Genomic DNA, 14795 nt, shown 5'->3' with positions numbered 1-14795 from the left:
TTAATGCCACAGACTGCTGTGAGTCTACTTTTATTAGAAATCGAGCGTCAGCGAGAATTTCTGTTGTCACAGGGGCTGGCATTCGAGTTAGTTTCACTGGAAATTTAGTGCCTATATACTAGTGCAAGATGTGAGAATATCATTATTAACCGTCACTGCCTGGACTTGACCTCGGTTGAGAACTGGGAACCGCATGGCAATATGCTTATCGCCAGTAGTCAAACCTGCTCCAGCAATTTCGTTGTGCTGGAGATCGCCACAGACAATCAGCGGTCGATACTCGCCACGCAAATTGGCGATCGCCCCTTCATCGATCGATTCTACTTGGCTGTTGGCATATTCATTCAGGTAACTAAGAACGCTGGGCAGCTCTAGCAATCCCCAGTTCTTTGATTCTAAGATGCTCTCAATAAAGGCGATATTCCCTGGTAATGAAGCGCATGGCTCATCATTTTTGCGGGCGGTTTCCTCGTTGGCTAATTTGAACGTGCGGACGTAATCTTCAGCTAGACCGATCGGATCGAGTTTTTTCTGTTCTAGGTCTTGAATCGCATTTTGAGTGGGAATGGCGATATCTTTAGCCAGCCCTTGAGCATAGAAATTACTCACAGTACCCAGTTTAGCTGTAGTTTTGAGAAATTTCTTAGTCTGGGTGATGTAGAGATCGCTAGCATCAACTTCATACAGCCCTGGAGTAGGTGCAGGTTTATCCTTAGTCAAACCCTTGAACATGGAAGTGGTGATAATCAAATCGGCATCTACATCTAGTCCGTGGCTGGCAAAGTACTCAGGGATATTTAGCGGCGTAAATGTCCCTTTGATATAGAAATCACCAATTTGCGGATCGACGCTATACCCACGCACCTGGGGCAAGCCACGTTCGGGGATTAAGCCAACTTCTTCACCTAACTGGCGGGAAACGATACTGGAGCCATCAGCGACGATGTTTTTAATCAGCTTGGGGGGAATATTGAGATTATTAGCACCAGTTTTATCGTTGACGACTAGCACCTGGAGTTTGCCTTCAAACCCAGGTGATTTACCTGGAGTTAATAATCCTCTGGCATAGCCTGGAACTTGAGTTTCCAGCGGCATGAGACTCTTAATCGCCGCTTTAGCTGCTGGCGATCCAAAGTGGACTTGCTTGTTACTGGTGGCAATTAATACGGTGCCTTCAGGAGCTTGATTAGCTAGATCGTCGAGGCTGACAAACTTAGAATAAGAAGCAGAGTAAAATACAGGCTGTTCATCGGGTTGAAGTAATCCTTGACGACGCATCAATCGCTCGATCGGCGCATTGTCGATAATACTCGCTCGAATTGCGCCGTTATGCACTAACGTTTCGGGGCGACGGTTGATAAGATCGTAGTGTACTAATTTAATTGACATAGAAGTTATGGACGCTCGGATTAATAAATTTAATGAAACCAGCCAGACTTGGTTCTATCGAGTTTCAGATTTACTCGACCCCCAGCTACACATAGATGAGCTAATAGATGGGGCAGATGAACTCGAACCTGCTAAATATTCTCTTGAAGAAGTTCCCGAACTAAGTTGTTATCTAATCCACTTTCGGGAAGATGGTTCGATGTTAGAAGCTCACAAAAATATATATAAAGAAAAACTTAAAAATCACAATAATTTAGATGAAATTATTATTGAATTAGAATACCAAGCAAAACTGAGAACCGATCGTTATCGACAGCGTAGAGCAAGACAGATAGCTGCATTAAAAGCCGAGCGCAAAGCCGAAATGAACGACCCTGAATGGCAAAAAGAAATGTGGAGAAACGATCTCCAACTTCAACTTTGGGATGAGAATAGCGATCTGAGCGGGGAACAGAGATCTGTGTACGAGCGACAACTTTCTGGTCTACGCTAGATCGAGATGAGGGCTGAAATTTCAGCCCTCATCTCGATCTAGCGCAAACGGCTGTGCGACAACAAGATTTACCTCTGTTCCCGTACCCAAATACCACACCTTAGATCTGGCATTAATCTGTTGAATGGCTTGCTTGTTCCGATCGAGCCACTGTTGAGCCATGGGAGCGAATCCACCATTCAACGCTGCCCCTAAAATATTTGTCTGGGTGTTGGTATTTTGGACGATCCCCCCAGCCGCTACTACGGTCGAAGTTTGAGGCTCGGTGAGGTTTTTACCGATCGATTGAACGGCTCCACCCAACATTGCCATCATGTCGCGTCTGCCGACTTCATCCTGCCCGAACTGCTTGAGTTCGGCGAGCAGAGGCTGGCGATTACTCGCTTGGAGAATTAAAGCTTTAGGCGGGATATCGACTTCCCGATCTTCAATCGTCGCTTTAGCCGCCAGAATCGACATCATCCCGCTATCTAAAATCCCAATTTGCGCGACGATTTGAGTACCAGCCGGAACTAAAACCTTACCTCGATCGGATACGATCGATCGCTCCAAACTGATGGCGATTTCCTGGGTGGGTACTGTTGCGCTAGTCTGGATTGGGCTAATCAATTTACCTTTGATTTGCTGTCCGATGACAGCCTTACCTTTGGAAACGGTGGGAATATTTGAAGTTTGAGCTTGGGCAATCGGGGAAGCTGCTGGGGCGTTTGCTGTCGCTGCTTGCACGGTACGCGATCCCCACACTCCTGTAGCGTTGGCGTTTGCTTCTTTCCAGGTGACTTGTGGGCGAACGACGTTACTGTTGAGTGGATTAAACTTTGGTGCTGGCTCACGCGACAAGACAGGCGGCACTCGCAGGGCAGTAGTTTGTGCTTGAGGGCGAATGGCAACTTGTCTCGACGCAGTTACGACCGGACGCTTAACTGACGCAGGTATACTGGCGGCGGGTTCTGGAGCGATTCTCACTGGAGTTGGTGGACGATAGACTGGCTCGGTCGTTCGGGGGTCGGGGTTGCTGGCGATAACGGGAGGCGAATTATCTCCTCCCCTAGTTGCTTGCGCTGCCGTGGGGGCTGTCTCTGGAGCTTTCGACGTTGGTAGTTTCGCCGCTTCAGCTCTGGATGGATCGGTTGTACCTGCGGTTGCTGGGTCTGGCTGGGATTGAGCTGCCGCCTGTGCCTGCTGCGCTTTTGCCGTGTCTAAAATTGCTTGTTGACGCTCGTTCATTGCCACCTTCGATGCCATTACGCCAAATGCCGGATCTGGGGCAAAATCAGCTGTGGGAGCAGTCGTCGCGGTCGGCTCTGGACTAGCTACTGCCACCTTTTCCTCCGGTTTCCCGCCAAACATCAACGCATATAGTAACCATCCAGCGATCGTCACACAACTACCTACTATCGCCAATTGAAACCACGATTCTTTGTAAAGTGGTAGCTTAGTTGCTTCTGGACTAGGAATGTCCGCAGGTACTGCCGCTAATCCGCTAGCATCGAGCGGCTGCAATCCGACTAAACTCGCCATATCAATCGGTGCAACTGCGGGCTTGGTTGGTAATGCTTTAACAGGATCTACTAACTGCGGGGCTGGTTGTGGAGGGACAAATTCACCATCAATGAAAGATTTTGTCGGTTCTGGTGAATCTAAATTAGCCGTAGGCTCTGGAGTGGTTAAATCTGACATCTGATTAAAAATAATTCCGACAACACCATCGGTACGTCGGCTGAATTACAAAATTCCAGCACCCTGAAAAAATCTTCAAGGTGTGGCAGGTGATGGCTTCACTGGAGCAGTAGAAGTTTTAGGTGCAGCTAAGTCCTGGCGTTGGAATGGTTCGAGTGCCACAATTTGCAACCCAGAAGCTCTGGAAACATCGATCGCACTTTGGAGATCGGGGGCAAATTTATCTGGTAACTTAGTCCCTAATACAGACGTAGTGGGACTTACGGCTTCTATATAAACATCGTAATCCCAAGGAACTTCGGAAACAGGCACATCCGGTCTGGTTCTAATCAATAAATTAGCGTTGATCTTCACTTTCCATGTTTTCCTCCCATAATTATTTGGGACGGGAATCGGTTCTTGGATGTATAGCGGCATAAAGCCGACCGTGGACGTACCTTGTAAGACTTTCAATCCGGTAATCAACGGTGCAAGGTGCTTACCTAAAAATTCCTGCCGAAAACTATTGGAAACTGCAAACGAAGATACCCATACGGGCGACGGAACTTTGAGACTAGCTTGTTCTCCTGCCTCAACTACAATCCCTGGATCGATTTTCGGATTTTGCCATTCGGCGGCTGTCTGCGGCAGTAAATATTGTCGCCAAGTAAATAAATCTCTGAGGGTATTTTCTGTAAATGCTTTAATTACTTCCGGCGGTCGCTCTTGTCCCTGTAATGCCCGAACATGAATTGTTTTACCGTCGATGGTTTGCACTAAAGGTGCGACTTCTTTAGCTGCCAGGGTATTAATTTTAGTAAGTGTTACTAACGAAAGTACAAAAGACATTCCCGCAAATGTGAATATCCCTAACTGAATTAATCCCTGCTGATTTCGCGCTTTTTCTACTCGTCGATAGTCTGAACTTGGCTGAATAGCCAAAGAAGTGAATTCACTAATATCTGCCATCTAATTATAATTAGCCCAATCTATCACTCCGTTATATCTGCTAAATCTGCTCTGTTCAATCCGCCAAACTACTCGATATTCCAAGATTAGAGTCGATTTAATCCAGTCTTTTTGCTCATGAGAACGATCGATCTTAATTGATATAACAAGGTAACTAGATCTAGCTCCATCTTCGATCGAGTGCACGAATGTCAAAAATGAAATTTGCTAAATCTTCTGCAATTACGGCGGGACTATTCGCCTGTCTAGCCGTTGCCCTACAACCAGTTCGAGCCGAAGACAAAATTATTACCCGTACTTATACAATGCCCCAGTCGGCTGTTTTGCCGATCGAACTCCGTCCTGGGCTAGGTGTTAATTTAATCTATGAAGGTGTGAACCAGACGATCGAAACAATTTTCCTTGATAATATGAGCTTCGTTTCGATGAACCATAATGGTTGCATCGAAAAAGGTTGTCCGCCAAATTCTTCGCCCACAGTAGTTCATTTAAGTTTGATCGATAAGATCGATCTAGCGGGTGTGATTGGGGTTAATAATCAAGCTGGTAAAAAATCGCTGCTCACCATCCTGGCTAAAGATGACAAAGGACAGCGGTTTTCCTATGTGTTCGTCATCCGATATCTTCCTGCAAATAGCCCCAAAGTTCACGTTGCAACGATTAATTTCGTCCAAAAAACTCCAGCATTCACGCCGCCAGCAGTTGCCGCCACTCCAAGACCGCCCGATCCGAGTATTGAATCTCGCCAAACTGCTAAATACCTATTTGCCGGACTCAAAAAAGCGATCGATCGCGGCGAACTCACAGATCGAGACACGATCGCCAAAATCAATAAATACATCATTGCCGTTCACCAGGGGGCGCGGTTCGATTCGGCACCCAGCTTTGGATTAGACCTGAATTTAATCGCCCGTCTAGCCAGCCTCGGTACCTCTGAACTATGAACCATCGCACTGAAGTCTTAATTTCCAAATTTACGTTTTATGCGATCGCTGCATTTGGAGCCGTGATGTTCTTTGCTAGCAAAAGCGTGGCTCAAACAGCGAATCCCCTGCCAAGTATATTAAGTCGCCTCACTGTTAACTCGATGGCAGGATCGAATGAAGCTATCAACACGAGCATTCCGGCTCAAGCACAGTCGATGTTTGGTGGATTGAGTCAAGTCAACTGTGCCAAGGGTCAATCGCCAGCAAGTTGCCTGCCAGTCGGATTTCTAGACCAAGCTTTCGGGATCGGGCAATTTACCCCAGCATCAGCCGCAGCAGCGGTAGGTAAGTCGTTAACCGGACGAGAAACATTAGCCCAGGCAACTCCTTGGCTGGGACAGATTAAAGTCAGTGACGCGCTAGCTGCCAACCCCCAATTACGGAACTTACTTCCTGCCAGTGCGTTCGGTGGGAGTCAGCTCAAAAGTAGCGTAGCTAATTTACAATTTGGCAGCATCGTAGATCTCACCACAGCCAAGCTAAATCGAGTACCGAGTCTAGCGAATACGGCAATTAATAAGTTTCAGGGTTATCAAAAATTGATGACCGATACGATCCCAAATGTGGGCAACATTGCGATCTCTAAGATGCCCAAAGTCAACGTTCCAGCGGGAATGGCAATCCTCAAAATGGATGCAGTGCGGACGAAGGAACGGAACGTGCGTCACATGGTAATGTCGGGTTCCGATCTGGAAACTAGCAAAGAGTGCTTAACCAATTGTGACTACATCGAAACGATGCCGATTGTTGGTTTACCCTACCTACGCGGTGCGAGAATTATTTCCGGCGACAGTCTTCAAGTACGGGGCGGACATGGGTTATTGGCATGGGTAAACGGTGGGAAAGAACCGACAGGCATCCATTTTATCGGCGACACCAAATTAGTGATTCGGAATGTAAATGCCAAGAGTGGCAGAGCGACGGTAAATCTCAACTTTCGGGGTTGCTATTACTTCTTCGGACAACACTGTACGCCCTATTTTGTCGGTTTTCCATTATGGCAGCTATCGGAGAAATATCCGACATTACCGCTATTTACCGATGATGCAAACGTATCGCGGGTGATTCGTCTCACTCGACCACGTTAAAAATCGATCGTTATGACCAAGCCCAACGCTCCAACAGTTCACCCAGTCTCTCATCCAGGCATAGCACATCCAACAGCTAAATCACCAATCGATCCGATCGGCGGAACCAACGGCTTGCTAACGATCGGTTTAATCGGCATCATCTGCTTTGCGGCAGCGACTAAGCCCAAAACCAGCAAGCAAGGTAGATCCTATTGGGGTGGCAAAGCCCAACTAAATTCTGCCCGCAGCATCGGGCGCAAGCAGATTCCGGCATATAACGGTAAAAAATCGGTTGGCATAATTAGCCTCAGAGCATTTCAAGCCGATGCCCAGTATACCAAGCCAAATCCATTTTGCTTGTACATCGGTACTCCCGACGAAATCTACAATGCCCATCAAGAAAAATTCTACGCCCAGCTCGAACCACAACTTGCCGCAATTACCGCCCAATTTGGGACAGAAGCTGCCGAAAAAGTAGTCGCCAAATACCGCTCGAAGAAAAAGAAACCGTTTGAAACCATCACCACCCTGTACTGTCCTTCTGCCGAACAGTCTGTGGCAGTTTTAGGCGCATCAGGCTACGGGAAATCTCGATACGTGATGAATCCATTAATCCGTTCCGCCTTAGATCAAGGTGTTGCGGTCAATGTCGTCGATGCTAAATATCCCGACCAAACCAAAGAAATTGCCGGATATGCCGCCCAGCGGGGTTATAAAGTCCAGATTATTGCTCCGACTTATGCCGAAAGTGGCACCCTCAATCCCTACATCTTCGTCCAAAATTCCAGCGATTCGCCAGGTGCCCAACAACTAAGTACCACACTGTCGAAAAATTTATCGATGGGAGATGCTACAGCTAATGGCTTCTTCGAGGATGCCGGAGCCACGGTCTTCGAGTCATCGATCCTCACTGCCAAATGGCTGGCTGAAGATCCCCTCGCTATTTCCATGACCCGTCGGATCTGGCAACTTAAACCAGATGACCCCCTCCCGCCGATCTCCGACTTACTGGCATCTGCGGCAATCCATAATTTACCCGAACTCAGCAATCGGATGCGATTTGCCAGACAGCGACTCAATCCCTGGAATTATCAGTCCTTCGTCCAGCTCATCAATACCGGATCTGGCGATGCTGGGAAGAAAAACGTCACCGAGGCGGGTATTCTCGGTAACGCCCAAAAAATGATTAACAAGCTAGTTAAACTTGCGGTCATCCCCAGTATCTGTGGCGAATCGGATATTGAAATTAACATCGATGGCGCAAATGCCAAAACCCTGACCATCTTCGGCTTGAACCAAGATTATCGAACGGTTGCCGCACCAATCTTATCTGCAACCCTAGATTTATTTGTCAGCTACAACCTTGCCAATAGCCGCCAACGGCAAACCCCATTCGCTACCTTCATCGACGAATTACCCCTGTTCTACCTCGAAAATCTTGCCACCTGGCTAGCTCTATATCGCTCGGCTGGATCGTCAATTTCGATTGCCTTCCAAACTTTCGTGCAACTGAGCGAAATTTATGGGGAAAACCGCGCTAAGACAATTGCTGCTAACTGTGCGACCACATTTTGGCTCAATCCCCAAGATGGAGCTATGGCTCAAAACTACAGCGATTATCTCGGCACGATTTCTCACACTTATTACACCACCAGTCATACCAGGCAAAAAGGTGGTAACAGTACCACCCGCACCCAAAATATCACCGAAGTCCCGTTAATGGAAGCAGCCGAATTCCTGCGGATGGCTCCAGGGCAAGCGGTGATGTATTCCCCTGGCTATCAAAATTCCCGCAAGAAAGAAAGTTCGATCCCCATGCGGCTAGATATCCACATCCCCGAACGAGATTTCATCGAATCTCAAAAATCTTGTGAGGTGTGGGAGACAATGCGGGCTGCCCGCCAAAAACCCATCGATGAAGCTAAAATCACCCGCGAGTTCAACTTGCGTTACCAACTGCTGGATGAGTTGCTACCTCTTCCTTCCACCAAAATCAGTTACCCACTCAAACACTTAATTACCCGCCTGAGTAAAAGTAACTATACCGACGCTGGCTACCAAGACGTAAATCAAACCATCGACCTCGAACAACTCGTCGGAGTCCCCGATAGCTGGAAAGACCCTAACTCCCCCGAAGATGCACCGACAGTCAAATTGCCGACAGATCCCAAAAACCTAGATCTCATGTGCATCTTAGTCCAATCCACAGGCTATAAAATTCACCCTTGTTCCCCAACTCCAGCTAAAATCGCTCTAGTTTAATTACCCCAAACATCATGCAAGTTATCAACGAACGAGTTCAGACCGCCGCTGACATCCAAATCCAAGTCGATCTATCTCATTGGCAAGGACAGATCGACACATTACCGAATACGATCGAACTCCGCAATGAATACGGGCGGATGTGGCGAATCGATCGCGGACGCGGTTATGCCGACATCATCGACGATCTCGACTATGAATATCATCTCTATTATCTAGATAATCGACTCGCCCTAGTCGAATATCGGGGGCAAATAACATTCAACAACATGACCCCAGAGTTAGAGCTGGCAACGATCGAGGGCAAACACCATCAACAGTGGACGATGCCCGAAATTCAACTACAGCCAAGCAAACCACCAGCCCAATTAGATCGATCTAATGACGATCTTTATAGCATTTTACCGAGCGGCAAACGCGGCTTGACCGCAGCAAATCTTCAACTTTTAGTTGCCCGTCAACGGGCAAATGAAATCTTAGCCTGAGTCAAATTATTTCGAGGCTTGCGCTTCGTCCAACGACGATTGAATTTTTATTAAGAGATATTAACCGTGACTAGAACCGCCGCAAACAACTCCCGATCCACTCGCGATGAATATGAAGATGACGATCGGGATAATAGCACTAAGCAAAAGCCAAAAGGCAAACAACAAGAACCATTATCTCAAGATCTAGAAGCCAAAGCTTACCGATTTACTCGCGATACTCAACTGATTTTAGCTGGAGCTACTGCTGGATTAATCGTCGGTGCGATTAAGAATTTGACGAGAATGGGCAAAGCTTTTGGAGCCTTACTCTCCGCCCAGAAATCCAACCACCCGCTCGTCAAAGCTGATAGTAAAGCTGCACTTAAATCTGCTGTAACCAATAAATTAACCCCAAAGCAACTTGCAGATATCGCGGCTAACCGAAAACTGGGCGATCCACACCAACAAAGAACAGCCAAGTTCATCGATAATCTAGAACTATTAGGTTTATCAGTTGAAGTTGGCATAATAGTTGAAAACTATGAATTTAGCAAGGTAAAAAATGAATTAAATGGTAATAGTTATCGAGTGATAAATGTAAATAATGATGAGGTTGTCTCAAACTTTACTCAAACTGAAGATGGCAAAATCATCATCGATAAATTCCCTAGCAGCAACGACCCAATGTATCGGTTTATAGAGCAAGCTGCTAGTCATAATTCCTGGGATCTAACTGCTGCCGATCCGAATACGATTAGCTATGACAAACTTGGGGACGAACTAAAAACCCTCGATCGACAACTTCAGTTAGTCAACACAAATATCGCAAATTTAGATCCGAACAAACAAGAACAGATCGAACTTGCAATAGAAACATCTAAGGATATTAAAGATAACAGTACCCAACTCGCTCGAATGCAGGATTTGGCTAATCGAATTACTGAAGCGATTGAGGTAAAATCTCAGACGTTAAGAGAACAAGCTCGATCGCCACAATCGCCCTTGGTGTCATTAGAAATTCAATTAATGACCAAACAAGTCGAACAGATTAATATAGAGATCGGTATAGCTCAAGAAGCATTGGTAAATCATGGTCGAATATTTGCCAAAAATATGGAGATAGATCTGCCTGATGTCAATGGCAAGAGCGATCTAAATCTGAATGTCGAGTTAAGTGCTGCTGAGGAGCTAAACAATTCGAGCGATCTAAGTACCTTAAATAATGTAGAGGACGGTCAGCCTCTACATGTTAATCTCCTGTCCGCAGATGTAAATGGTGATTTGGAACTAGAGGAAGACTAATCCTAAAGTATTTAATTTAATATTTAATATTTAATTCTTAAACATTGATTTTAAAATAAAATAATAAATGCTCGATCTAATCTCTAAATACCCAATAATCTCGCTCGAAATCGCCGTCGTCGATCGCCGCAATACGCTTGAAAAGTTACAGTTCATCGCTAACGAACTCGATCGTCCCGCTCGAATCTGGTCGGTGTTTACTGCTGAATTTCAAGCATTAGATCGATCTACAGCCGTCTCAATCGCTGACAACCCTGCTGCTCAGATCGTCCGATTACTTGCCGAGCTGCATAACAATCGCACCGGACTATATATTTTTGACGATCTATTTGCCACTCTGAATGCCCTCAATTCGATCGATCGCGAGAGTTGTTATCAGGCGATCTCTCGCCTGTTTGCCGTACTCAATCGAGCCGCCGAACGCAACTGTACCGTAATTTTTCTAGAATCGGGACGGGCTGAGATCCCTTCTTGCTTGCGGCAGATTATTTGGGAATATAAGTTTCCCCTCCCAACTACGACCGAGCTGAACAAACTACTGCTAACGCGCGGTATCGATCTGACTCAATCCGCCCGATTGAGTAATATCCTCGCTGGACTGACCATCGAAGAGATTAAAATCGGCATGAGAGCCTGGTCGCATCTCACCGATCCCCAAGCCTTTGGCGAAAAGCTATTAGAGTACAAATATCAAGTATTTGCCACCTACGGACTAGAATTCATGAGCGGCACCACCACTAAAGATATTGGTGGTCTAGAGCAGATTAAAACTGCCCTCAAACAAGTCCAGATGGATTTCTCTCCTGCCGCCAGAGCCGCAAATTTACCCCTGCCGCGTGGCTGGCTACTCGTCGGGATTCCAGGTGCGGGGAAAAGCTATCTCGCCAAGCAAGCCGCCAAAATCTTAGGATTCCCGCTCATTAGCGTCGGCATTGATGTCGCTAAATCTGGCGGTGCAAAAAAATTCAAGCAGCTTTTAAACCGGATTGATGCGATCGAACCCTGCATCATTTATTTCGACGAGTTCGACAAATTTTTCATCGGTGAGGACTCCGGTGAATTTCTGGGAATTATCCTCACCTACCTCCAAGAAAAAACCTCCAGAACATTTGTCCTGGCAACCATGAACCGGATGAATCTACCCACTCCGCTCAAGCGGTCTGGTCGATTCGATAAAATATTTTACCTGGACTTCCCGACCGATTTAGAGCGCAAACAAATACTACAACTCCACTGCGCGAGATTCGATCGGGCCTATGCAGATTTAGAGCATGGACGAATGACTGGTGAAGAGTGGATGAACATCCTCGAAGCAACCAATAACTATACCGGAGCCGAACTAGAACATATCGCGATCGTTGCGGCTAAAAGTAGCTTCTACCGCAATCCCGCCGCCGCGATTCAAATCGGCATCGATGATTTACTTGCCGCTCAACTGGAAGTAGCCAGCATTTATACGATCGATCCTGAAGGTGTTTCAATCATCCAGAACGAATCCAAAGGCATCGCCCAACCCGCTAGTTCCATTCAGGCATCCCCGTTTAATTTACCTGAAATCAATATTTGGAGTTGATGAAAAACGACTATGATGCGTAACATATTTAATATTTACAAAAACAATAAGAAACCTTTCAATAAGTCTCATCTCATCTTTCTCGCTCTTGCCTTATCTCCAATTTGGCTACAAGGTGTAGATCCCAAAAATCTAATCTTTAATACGGATAGCACCCAAGCCCTCGTCTTACCCATTACAGCTCAAGCGATCGTCAATGATAAAGCAATTCAACTAGAGGTTTCCAAAACGCTCCTCACTCATAAAACTGGATTGAGTCACCGTAAGCAAATCCCTAAAAATCGAGGAATGTTGTACCAAGTCGATCTATTCAATCCATTAATATTTAGTGGAAAAGGGATGCAATTTCCTACCGATTTAATCTTTATCAAGGATGGTATCGTCATCGATACTTTAAGCGGGGTAATTCCCTGCGATCTCGATAAGTGTCCGACCTATGCTACTTTACAACAATATGATGCGGCGATCGAAGTTAATCGTGGCACGATCGAACAACTCCAGATTCAACATGGAGCAAAAGTTAATTTAACCTTCGCTAAAATCCGATGAAAATCCATTGGGTCGGCGGACAATTACCGAAAGTTGGCAAATCTTGGACAGCGAGAGCCTTGATTGAAGGACTATATCTCGATCGAGGTATCCAAGTTGTGACGATCGATACTAGCTATGGTTCACCACTTTCAGAACTATATAATCCAGGCTTATTATCCACATACTCACCCGATCGATACTTTACTAGCGATGGATTTAAGGAATACTTGACTGATGATATTTACTATATCGCGCAAAAATATCCAGTCCTGGTAGTTAAGTTAGCCAGCTATTCCCAGCAGCTATTTTTCGAGTGGATTGAAAGTTCGGGTATCGTTCAAGATAATATCGATCATGAATTTTGGTTTGTCAGTAACGGTCGGAGTGAAGGATTAAGCTATTTTCAAGAAATTTGTACTCTGCCCTGGCAAATTCACTTTGTTAAAAATAATAACTTTAAATTCTGGCATCCCAACCTCCCAACCGCAGAGCGACTCACCGATAATATCGATCTGCGGATCTTGCCAGCGACAATTACTAACCCCCAAGAAATCGAACTAATCGAAACATCCGGGCAACCACTGATTCACCTAGCCGCTCCCCAAAACCCATACCTATATCTATCCTCTCGCACTCGAATCAGCCGATTCCTCCGCCAAAGTAGCCTCAATCTGTTGGATGCAACTCCCGCATTATCAGCCCCTGCTACCCCATCTCAACCCAACCTGAATACCGTTGAAACCTTACCTACGCCGATTTGTGACGATTCGGTCGATCTCATAGCGGAAGAGGAAGAGCCGATCCCTTGTTAAGATCTAAGTGTCAAGCTGATGACGATTGCACGACGCAGTTCGTACTTGAGTTCTTCTTCTAAGGTGGCCGCGATCGATCTGTGGGGAATCGTTATGTGGGCAGAAAGTCTAGATGGTTGTCGAGGGCAGCTTGCTGGATCGCGGGGCGGAGGCTGGGATGAGCTAAGGGCAAGATTCGATCGTCGGGGCAAATCAGCGCAGATTGTGCCCGCTCGTACAGGGCGAATGCTTCTTCATCATTATGCGCGTTGAGGAAGCTAATGCCGTCGATCTGTCCATACAAATCGGTTTGTTCGTAAAAGTACCGCGACCAGGTTTGACTCAGGTTACGGTCGGCAACTTTAGCGAGAGCGGCGACCGAACCAGCTCTCATTGCACCGTTAGCTCGAAGGTCGAGGAGAGTCAGATCTCGCGTGAGTTGGATGCGACCGATCTGCTGACCTTTGATTTCGATCGCACCTGTATCCCCGAAACATTCCACTAGACAACAGGAAAGGGTGAGTCCGGCGTAAGAAATGCCCCGCTCTGGGTCTTCGGCGCAGTTGCCAGACGGTGACAGTTGGTGGTCGAAACGGTTGATGGGGCCATAGGAGCGAAAGGTCGTAGCTCTGGTGCCGTATTGCGTGGGGTCGAAGATCCGCAGAAGGAAGCTACCGGATGCCAATGTCCGGTATAGAGGCGATGGTGTTTTGGTTGGGGGCGGACTGGCGATTAAGACCACTGACACGCTCCCACGGCAGCGGCTTCGGCGAGGACGCGCTCTTTTTGACCTGCTTTCAAGGCTTGGATGGGAGTGGTTTCTTCGAGGTAGGGGTTGGTGCGGGTGAGCCAGTTGAGTTTGGCATAGTCGGATATGGTTAAGGCTTTGAGGACGGCAGGTAAGCCCTCGATCGTGCCATCGGAGCCTGCGGGATCGAATTGCCACGCGGGAAAGCAGAGTTTACCGTTTTCTTTGATGGCAAGGAGGGTTTGAGAGCTAACTCGATCGTGTGGTGTTTGGCGAGAGGTACCTAAGAGTTGCGCGACTTGGCTGGCACTGAGCGATCGATCGAGGAGTTGGCGGCGGTGCTGAAAATGTCGCGAGAGGGTATCCATTTCTAGTTGGATGCGTTCTTGGCGGGTGAAGGTTTTACCCGCGATCGATTCAGCTAGGGCATCGGCAGCAGGATCTCCCGTTTCAATGCTAGTAACTTGCTGTAAGGCTTGGGTGACGATCGATTGTTCGATTGAAGTGAGGGTTTGGAAGGTTTCGAGGTGTTGGGCGGTGTGCAGGTCGAGGACG

At 46.9% G+C, this 14795-nt stretch carries 14 protein-coding genes; 9 read left to right on the top strand and 5 right to left on the bottom strand.

The window, feature by feature from the left end; all coding sequences use genetic code 11:
• Window positions 1-111 precede the first annotated feature (111 nt).
• Window positions 112-1389: a hypothetical protein gene (locus ACEW9I_RS06685; RefSeq protein WP_373539575.1), complete on the bottom strand. Its 1278-nt coding sequence runs from the start codon at window positions 1387-1389 to the stop codon at window positions 112-114.
• A gap of 7 nt (window positions 1390-1396) precedes the next feature.
• Between ACEW9I_RS06685 and ACEW9I_RS06680 the strand changes: the two genes are divergently transcribed.
• Window positions 1397-1882: a hypothetical protein gene (locus ACEW9I_RS06680; RefSeq protein WP_373539574.1), complete on the top strand. Its 486-nt coding sequence runs from the start codon at window positions 1397-1399 to the stop codon at window positions 1880-1882.
• Between the two features lie 21 nt (window positions 1883-1903).
• Here ACEW9I_RS06680 and ACEW9I_RS06675 read toward each other — a convergent pair whose 3' ends face one another.
• Both ACEW9I_RS06675 and ACEW9I_RS06670 read right to left on the bottom strand, forming a co-directional pair.
• Entirely contained in the window at window positions 1904-3562 is a 1659-nt protein-coding gene (locus ACEW9I_RS06675) for a hypothetical protein (RefSeq protein WP_373539573.1), read from the bottom strand.
• A 75-nt stretch (window positions 3563-3637) separates the two neighbouring features.
• Window positions 3638-4510 (bottom strand): hypothetical protein, encoded by an 873-nt coding sequence (locus ACEW9I_RS06670; RefSeq protein ID WP_373539572.1) that lies wholly within the window; start codon window positions 4508-4510, stop codon window positions 3638-3640.
• 197 nt (window positions 4511-4707) lie between these two features.
• On the opposite strand from ACEW9I_RS06670, the gene ACEW9I_RS06665 reads away from it, so the two are divergent.
• From ACEW9I_RS06665 to ACEW9I_RS06630, 8 genes are all read left to right on the top strand, one after another.
• Window positions 4708-5454, top strand: coding sequence for a hypothetical protein (locus ACEW9I_RS06665; protein WP_373539571.1), 747 nt, complete (start codon window positions 4708-4710; stop codon window positions 5452-5454).
• Window positions 5451-6584 (top strand): hypothetical protein, encoded by a 1134-nt coding sequence (locus tag ACEW9I_RS06660; RefSeq protein ID WP_373539570.1) that lies wholly within the window; start codon window positions 5451-5453, stop codon window positions 6582-6584. The genes ACEW9I_RS06665 and ACEW9I_RS06660 overlap by 4 nt, the downstream gene beginning before the upstream one ends.
• Before the next feature lie 12 nt (window positions 6585-6596).
• The gene (locus ACEW9I_RS06655) at window positions 6597-8828 is read left to right on the top strand and encodes a type IV secretory system conjugative DNA transfer family protein (RefSeq protein ID WP_373539569.1); all 2232 of its coding nucleotides are present in this window, start codon (window positions 6597-6599) and stop codon (window positions 8826-8828) included.
• A 14-nt stretch (window positions 8829-8842) separates the two neighbouring features.
• Window positions 8843-9313, top strand: coding sequence for a hypothetical protein (locus ACEW9I_RS06650; RefSeq protein WP_373539568.1), 471 nt, complete (start codon window positions 8843-8845; stop codon window positions 9311-9313).
• 66 nt (window positions 9314-9379) lie between these two features.
• Window positions 9380-10597 (top strand): hypothetical protein, encoded by a 1218-nt coding sequence (locus ACEW9I_RS06645; RefSeq protein ID WP_373539567.1) that lies wholly within the window; start codon window positions 9380-9382, stop codon window positions 10595-10597.
• Between the two features lie 67 nt (window positions 10598-10664).
• Window positions 10665-12170, top strand: coding sequence for an AAA family ATPase (locus ACEW9I_RS06640; protein WP_373539566.1), 1506 nt, complete (start codon window positions 10665-10667; stop codon window positions 12168-12170).
• Between the two features lie 12 nt (window positions 12171-12182).
• Window positions 12183-12719 (top strand): DUF192 domain-containing protein, encoded by a 537-nt coding sequence (locus ACEW9I_RS06635; RefSeq protein WP_373539565.1) that lies wholly within the window; start codon window positions 12183-12185, stop codon window positions 12717-12719.
• Window positions 12716-13513 (top strand): hypothetical protein, encoded by a 798-nt coding sequence (locus ACEW9I_RS06630; protein ID WP_373539564.1) that lies wholly within the window; start codon window positions 12716-12718, stop codon window positions 13511-13513. The genes ACEW9I_RS06635 and ACEW9I_RS06630 overlap by 4 nt, the downstream gene beginning before the upstream one ends.
• Window positions 13514-13604: 91 nt before the next feature.
• Here ACEW9I_RS06630 and ACEW9I_RS06625 read toward each other — a convergent pair whose 3' ends face one another.
• Entirely contained in the window at window positions 13605-14240 is a 636-nt protein-coding gene (locus tag ACEW9I_RS06625; protein ID WP_373539563.1) for an RES domain-containing protein, read from the bottom strand.
• Window positions 14225-14795 (bottom strand): hypothetical protein (locus ACEW9I_RS06620; protein WP_373539562.1); only part of this gene is annotated, 571 nt, incomplete at its 5' end. The genes ACEW9I_RS06620 and ACEW9I_RS06625, both read right to left, overlap by 16 nt.

Origin of the sequence: Chamaesiphon sp. (genome assembly GCF_041738855.1) — a bacterium.
Classification (GTDB): Bacteria; Cyanobacteriota; Cyanobacteriia; order Cyanobacteriales; family Chamaesiphonaceae; genus Chamaesiphon.
The sequence above is the reverse complement of the archived record's forward strand: the minus strand, read 5'-3'. Positions and strand labels throughout refer to the sequence as shown.

Bases quoted from the DNA above. Each gene is read 5' to 3' on its own strand.
- ACEW9I_RS06685 (WP_373539575.1), bottom strand. From the start codon at position 1,389: ATGTCAATTAAATTAGTACACTACGATCTTATCAACCGTCGCCCCGAA.
- ACEW9I_RS06680 (WP_373539574.1), top strand. From the start codon at position 1,397: ATGGACGCTCGGATTAATAAATTTAATGAAACCAGCCAGACTTGGTTC.
- ACEW9I_RS06675 (WP_373539573.1), bottom strand. From the start codon at position 3,562: ATGTCAGATTTAACCACTCCAGAGCCTACGGCTAATTTAGATTCACCA.
- ACEW9I_RS06670 (WP_373539572.1), bottom strand. From the start codon at position 4,510: ATGGCAGATATTAGTGAATTCACTTCTTTGGCTATTCAGCCAAGTTCA.
- ACEW9I_RS06665 (WP_373539571.1), top strand. From the start codon at position 4,708: ATGAAATTTGCTAAATCTTCTGCAATTACGGCGGGACTATTCGCCTGT.
- ACEW9I_RS06660 (WP_373539570.1), top strand. From the start codon at position 5,451: ATGAACCATCGCACTGAAGTCTTAATTTCCAAATTTACGTTTTATGCG.
- ACEW9I_RS06655 (WP_373539569.1), top strand. From the start codon at position 6,597: ATGACCAAGCCCAACGCTCCAACAGTTCACCCAGTCTCTCATCCAGGC.
- ACEW9I_RS06650 (WP_373539568.1), top strand. From the start codon at position 8,843: ATGCAAGTTATCAACGAACGAGTTCAGACCGCCGCTGACATCCAAATC.
- ACEW9I_RS06640 (WP_373539566.1), top strand. From the start codon at position 10,665: ATGCTCGATCTAATCTCTAAATACCCAATAATCTCGCTCGAAATCGCC.
- ACEW9I_RS06635 (WP_373539565.1), top strand. From the start codon at position 12,183: ATGATGCGTAACATATTTAATATTTACAAAAACAATAAGAAACCTTTC.
- ACEW9I_RS06630 (WP_373539564.1), top strand. From the start codon at position 12,716: ATGAAAATCCATTGGGTCGGCGGACAATTACCGAAAGTTGGCAAATCT.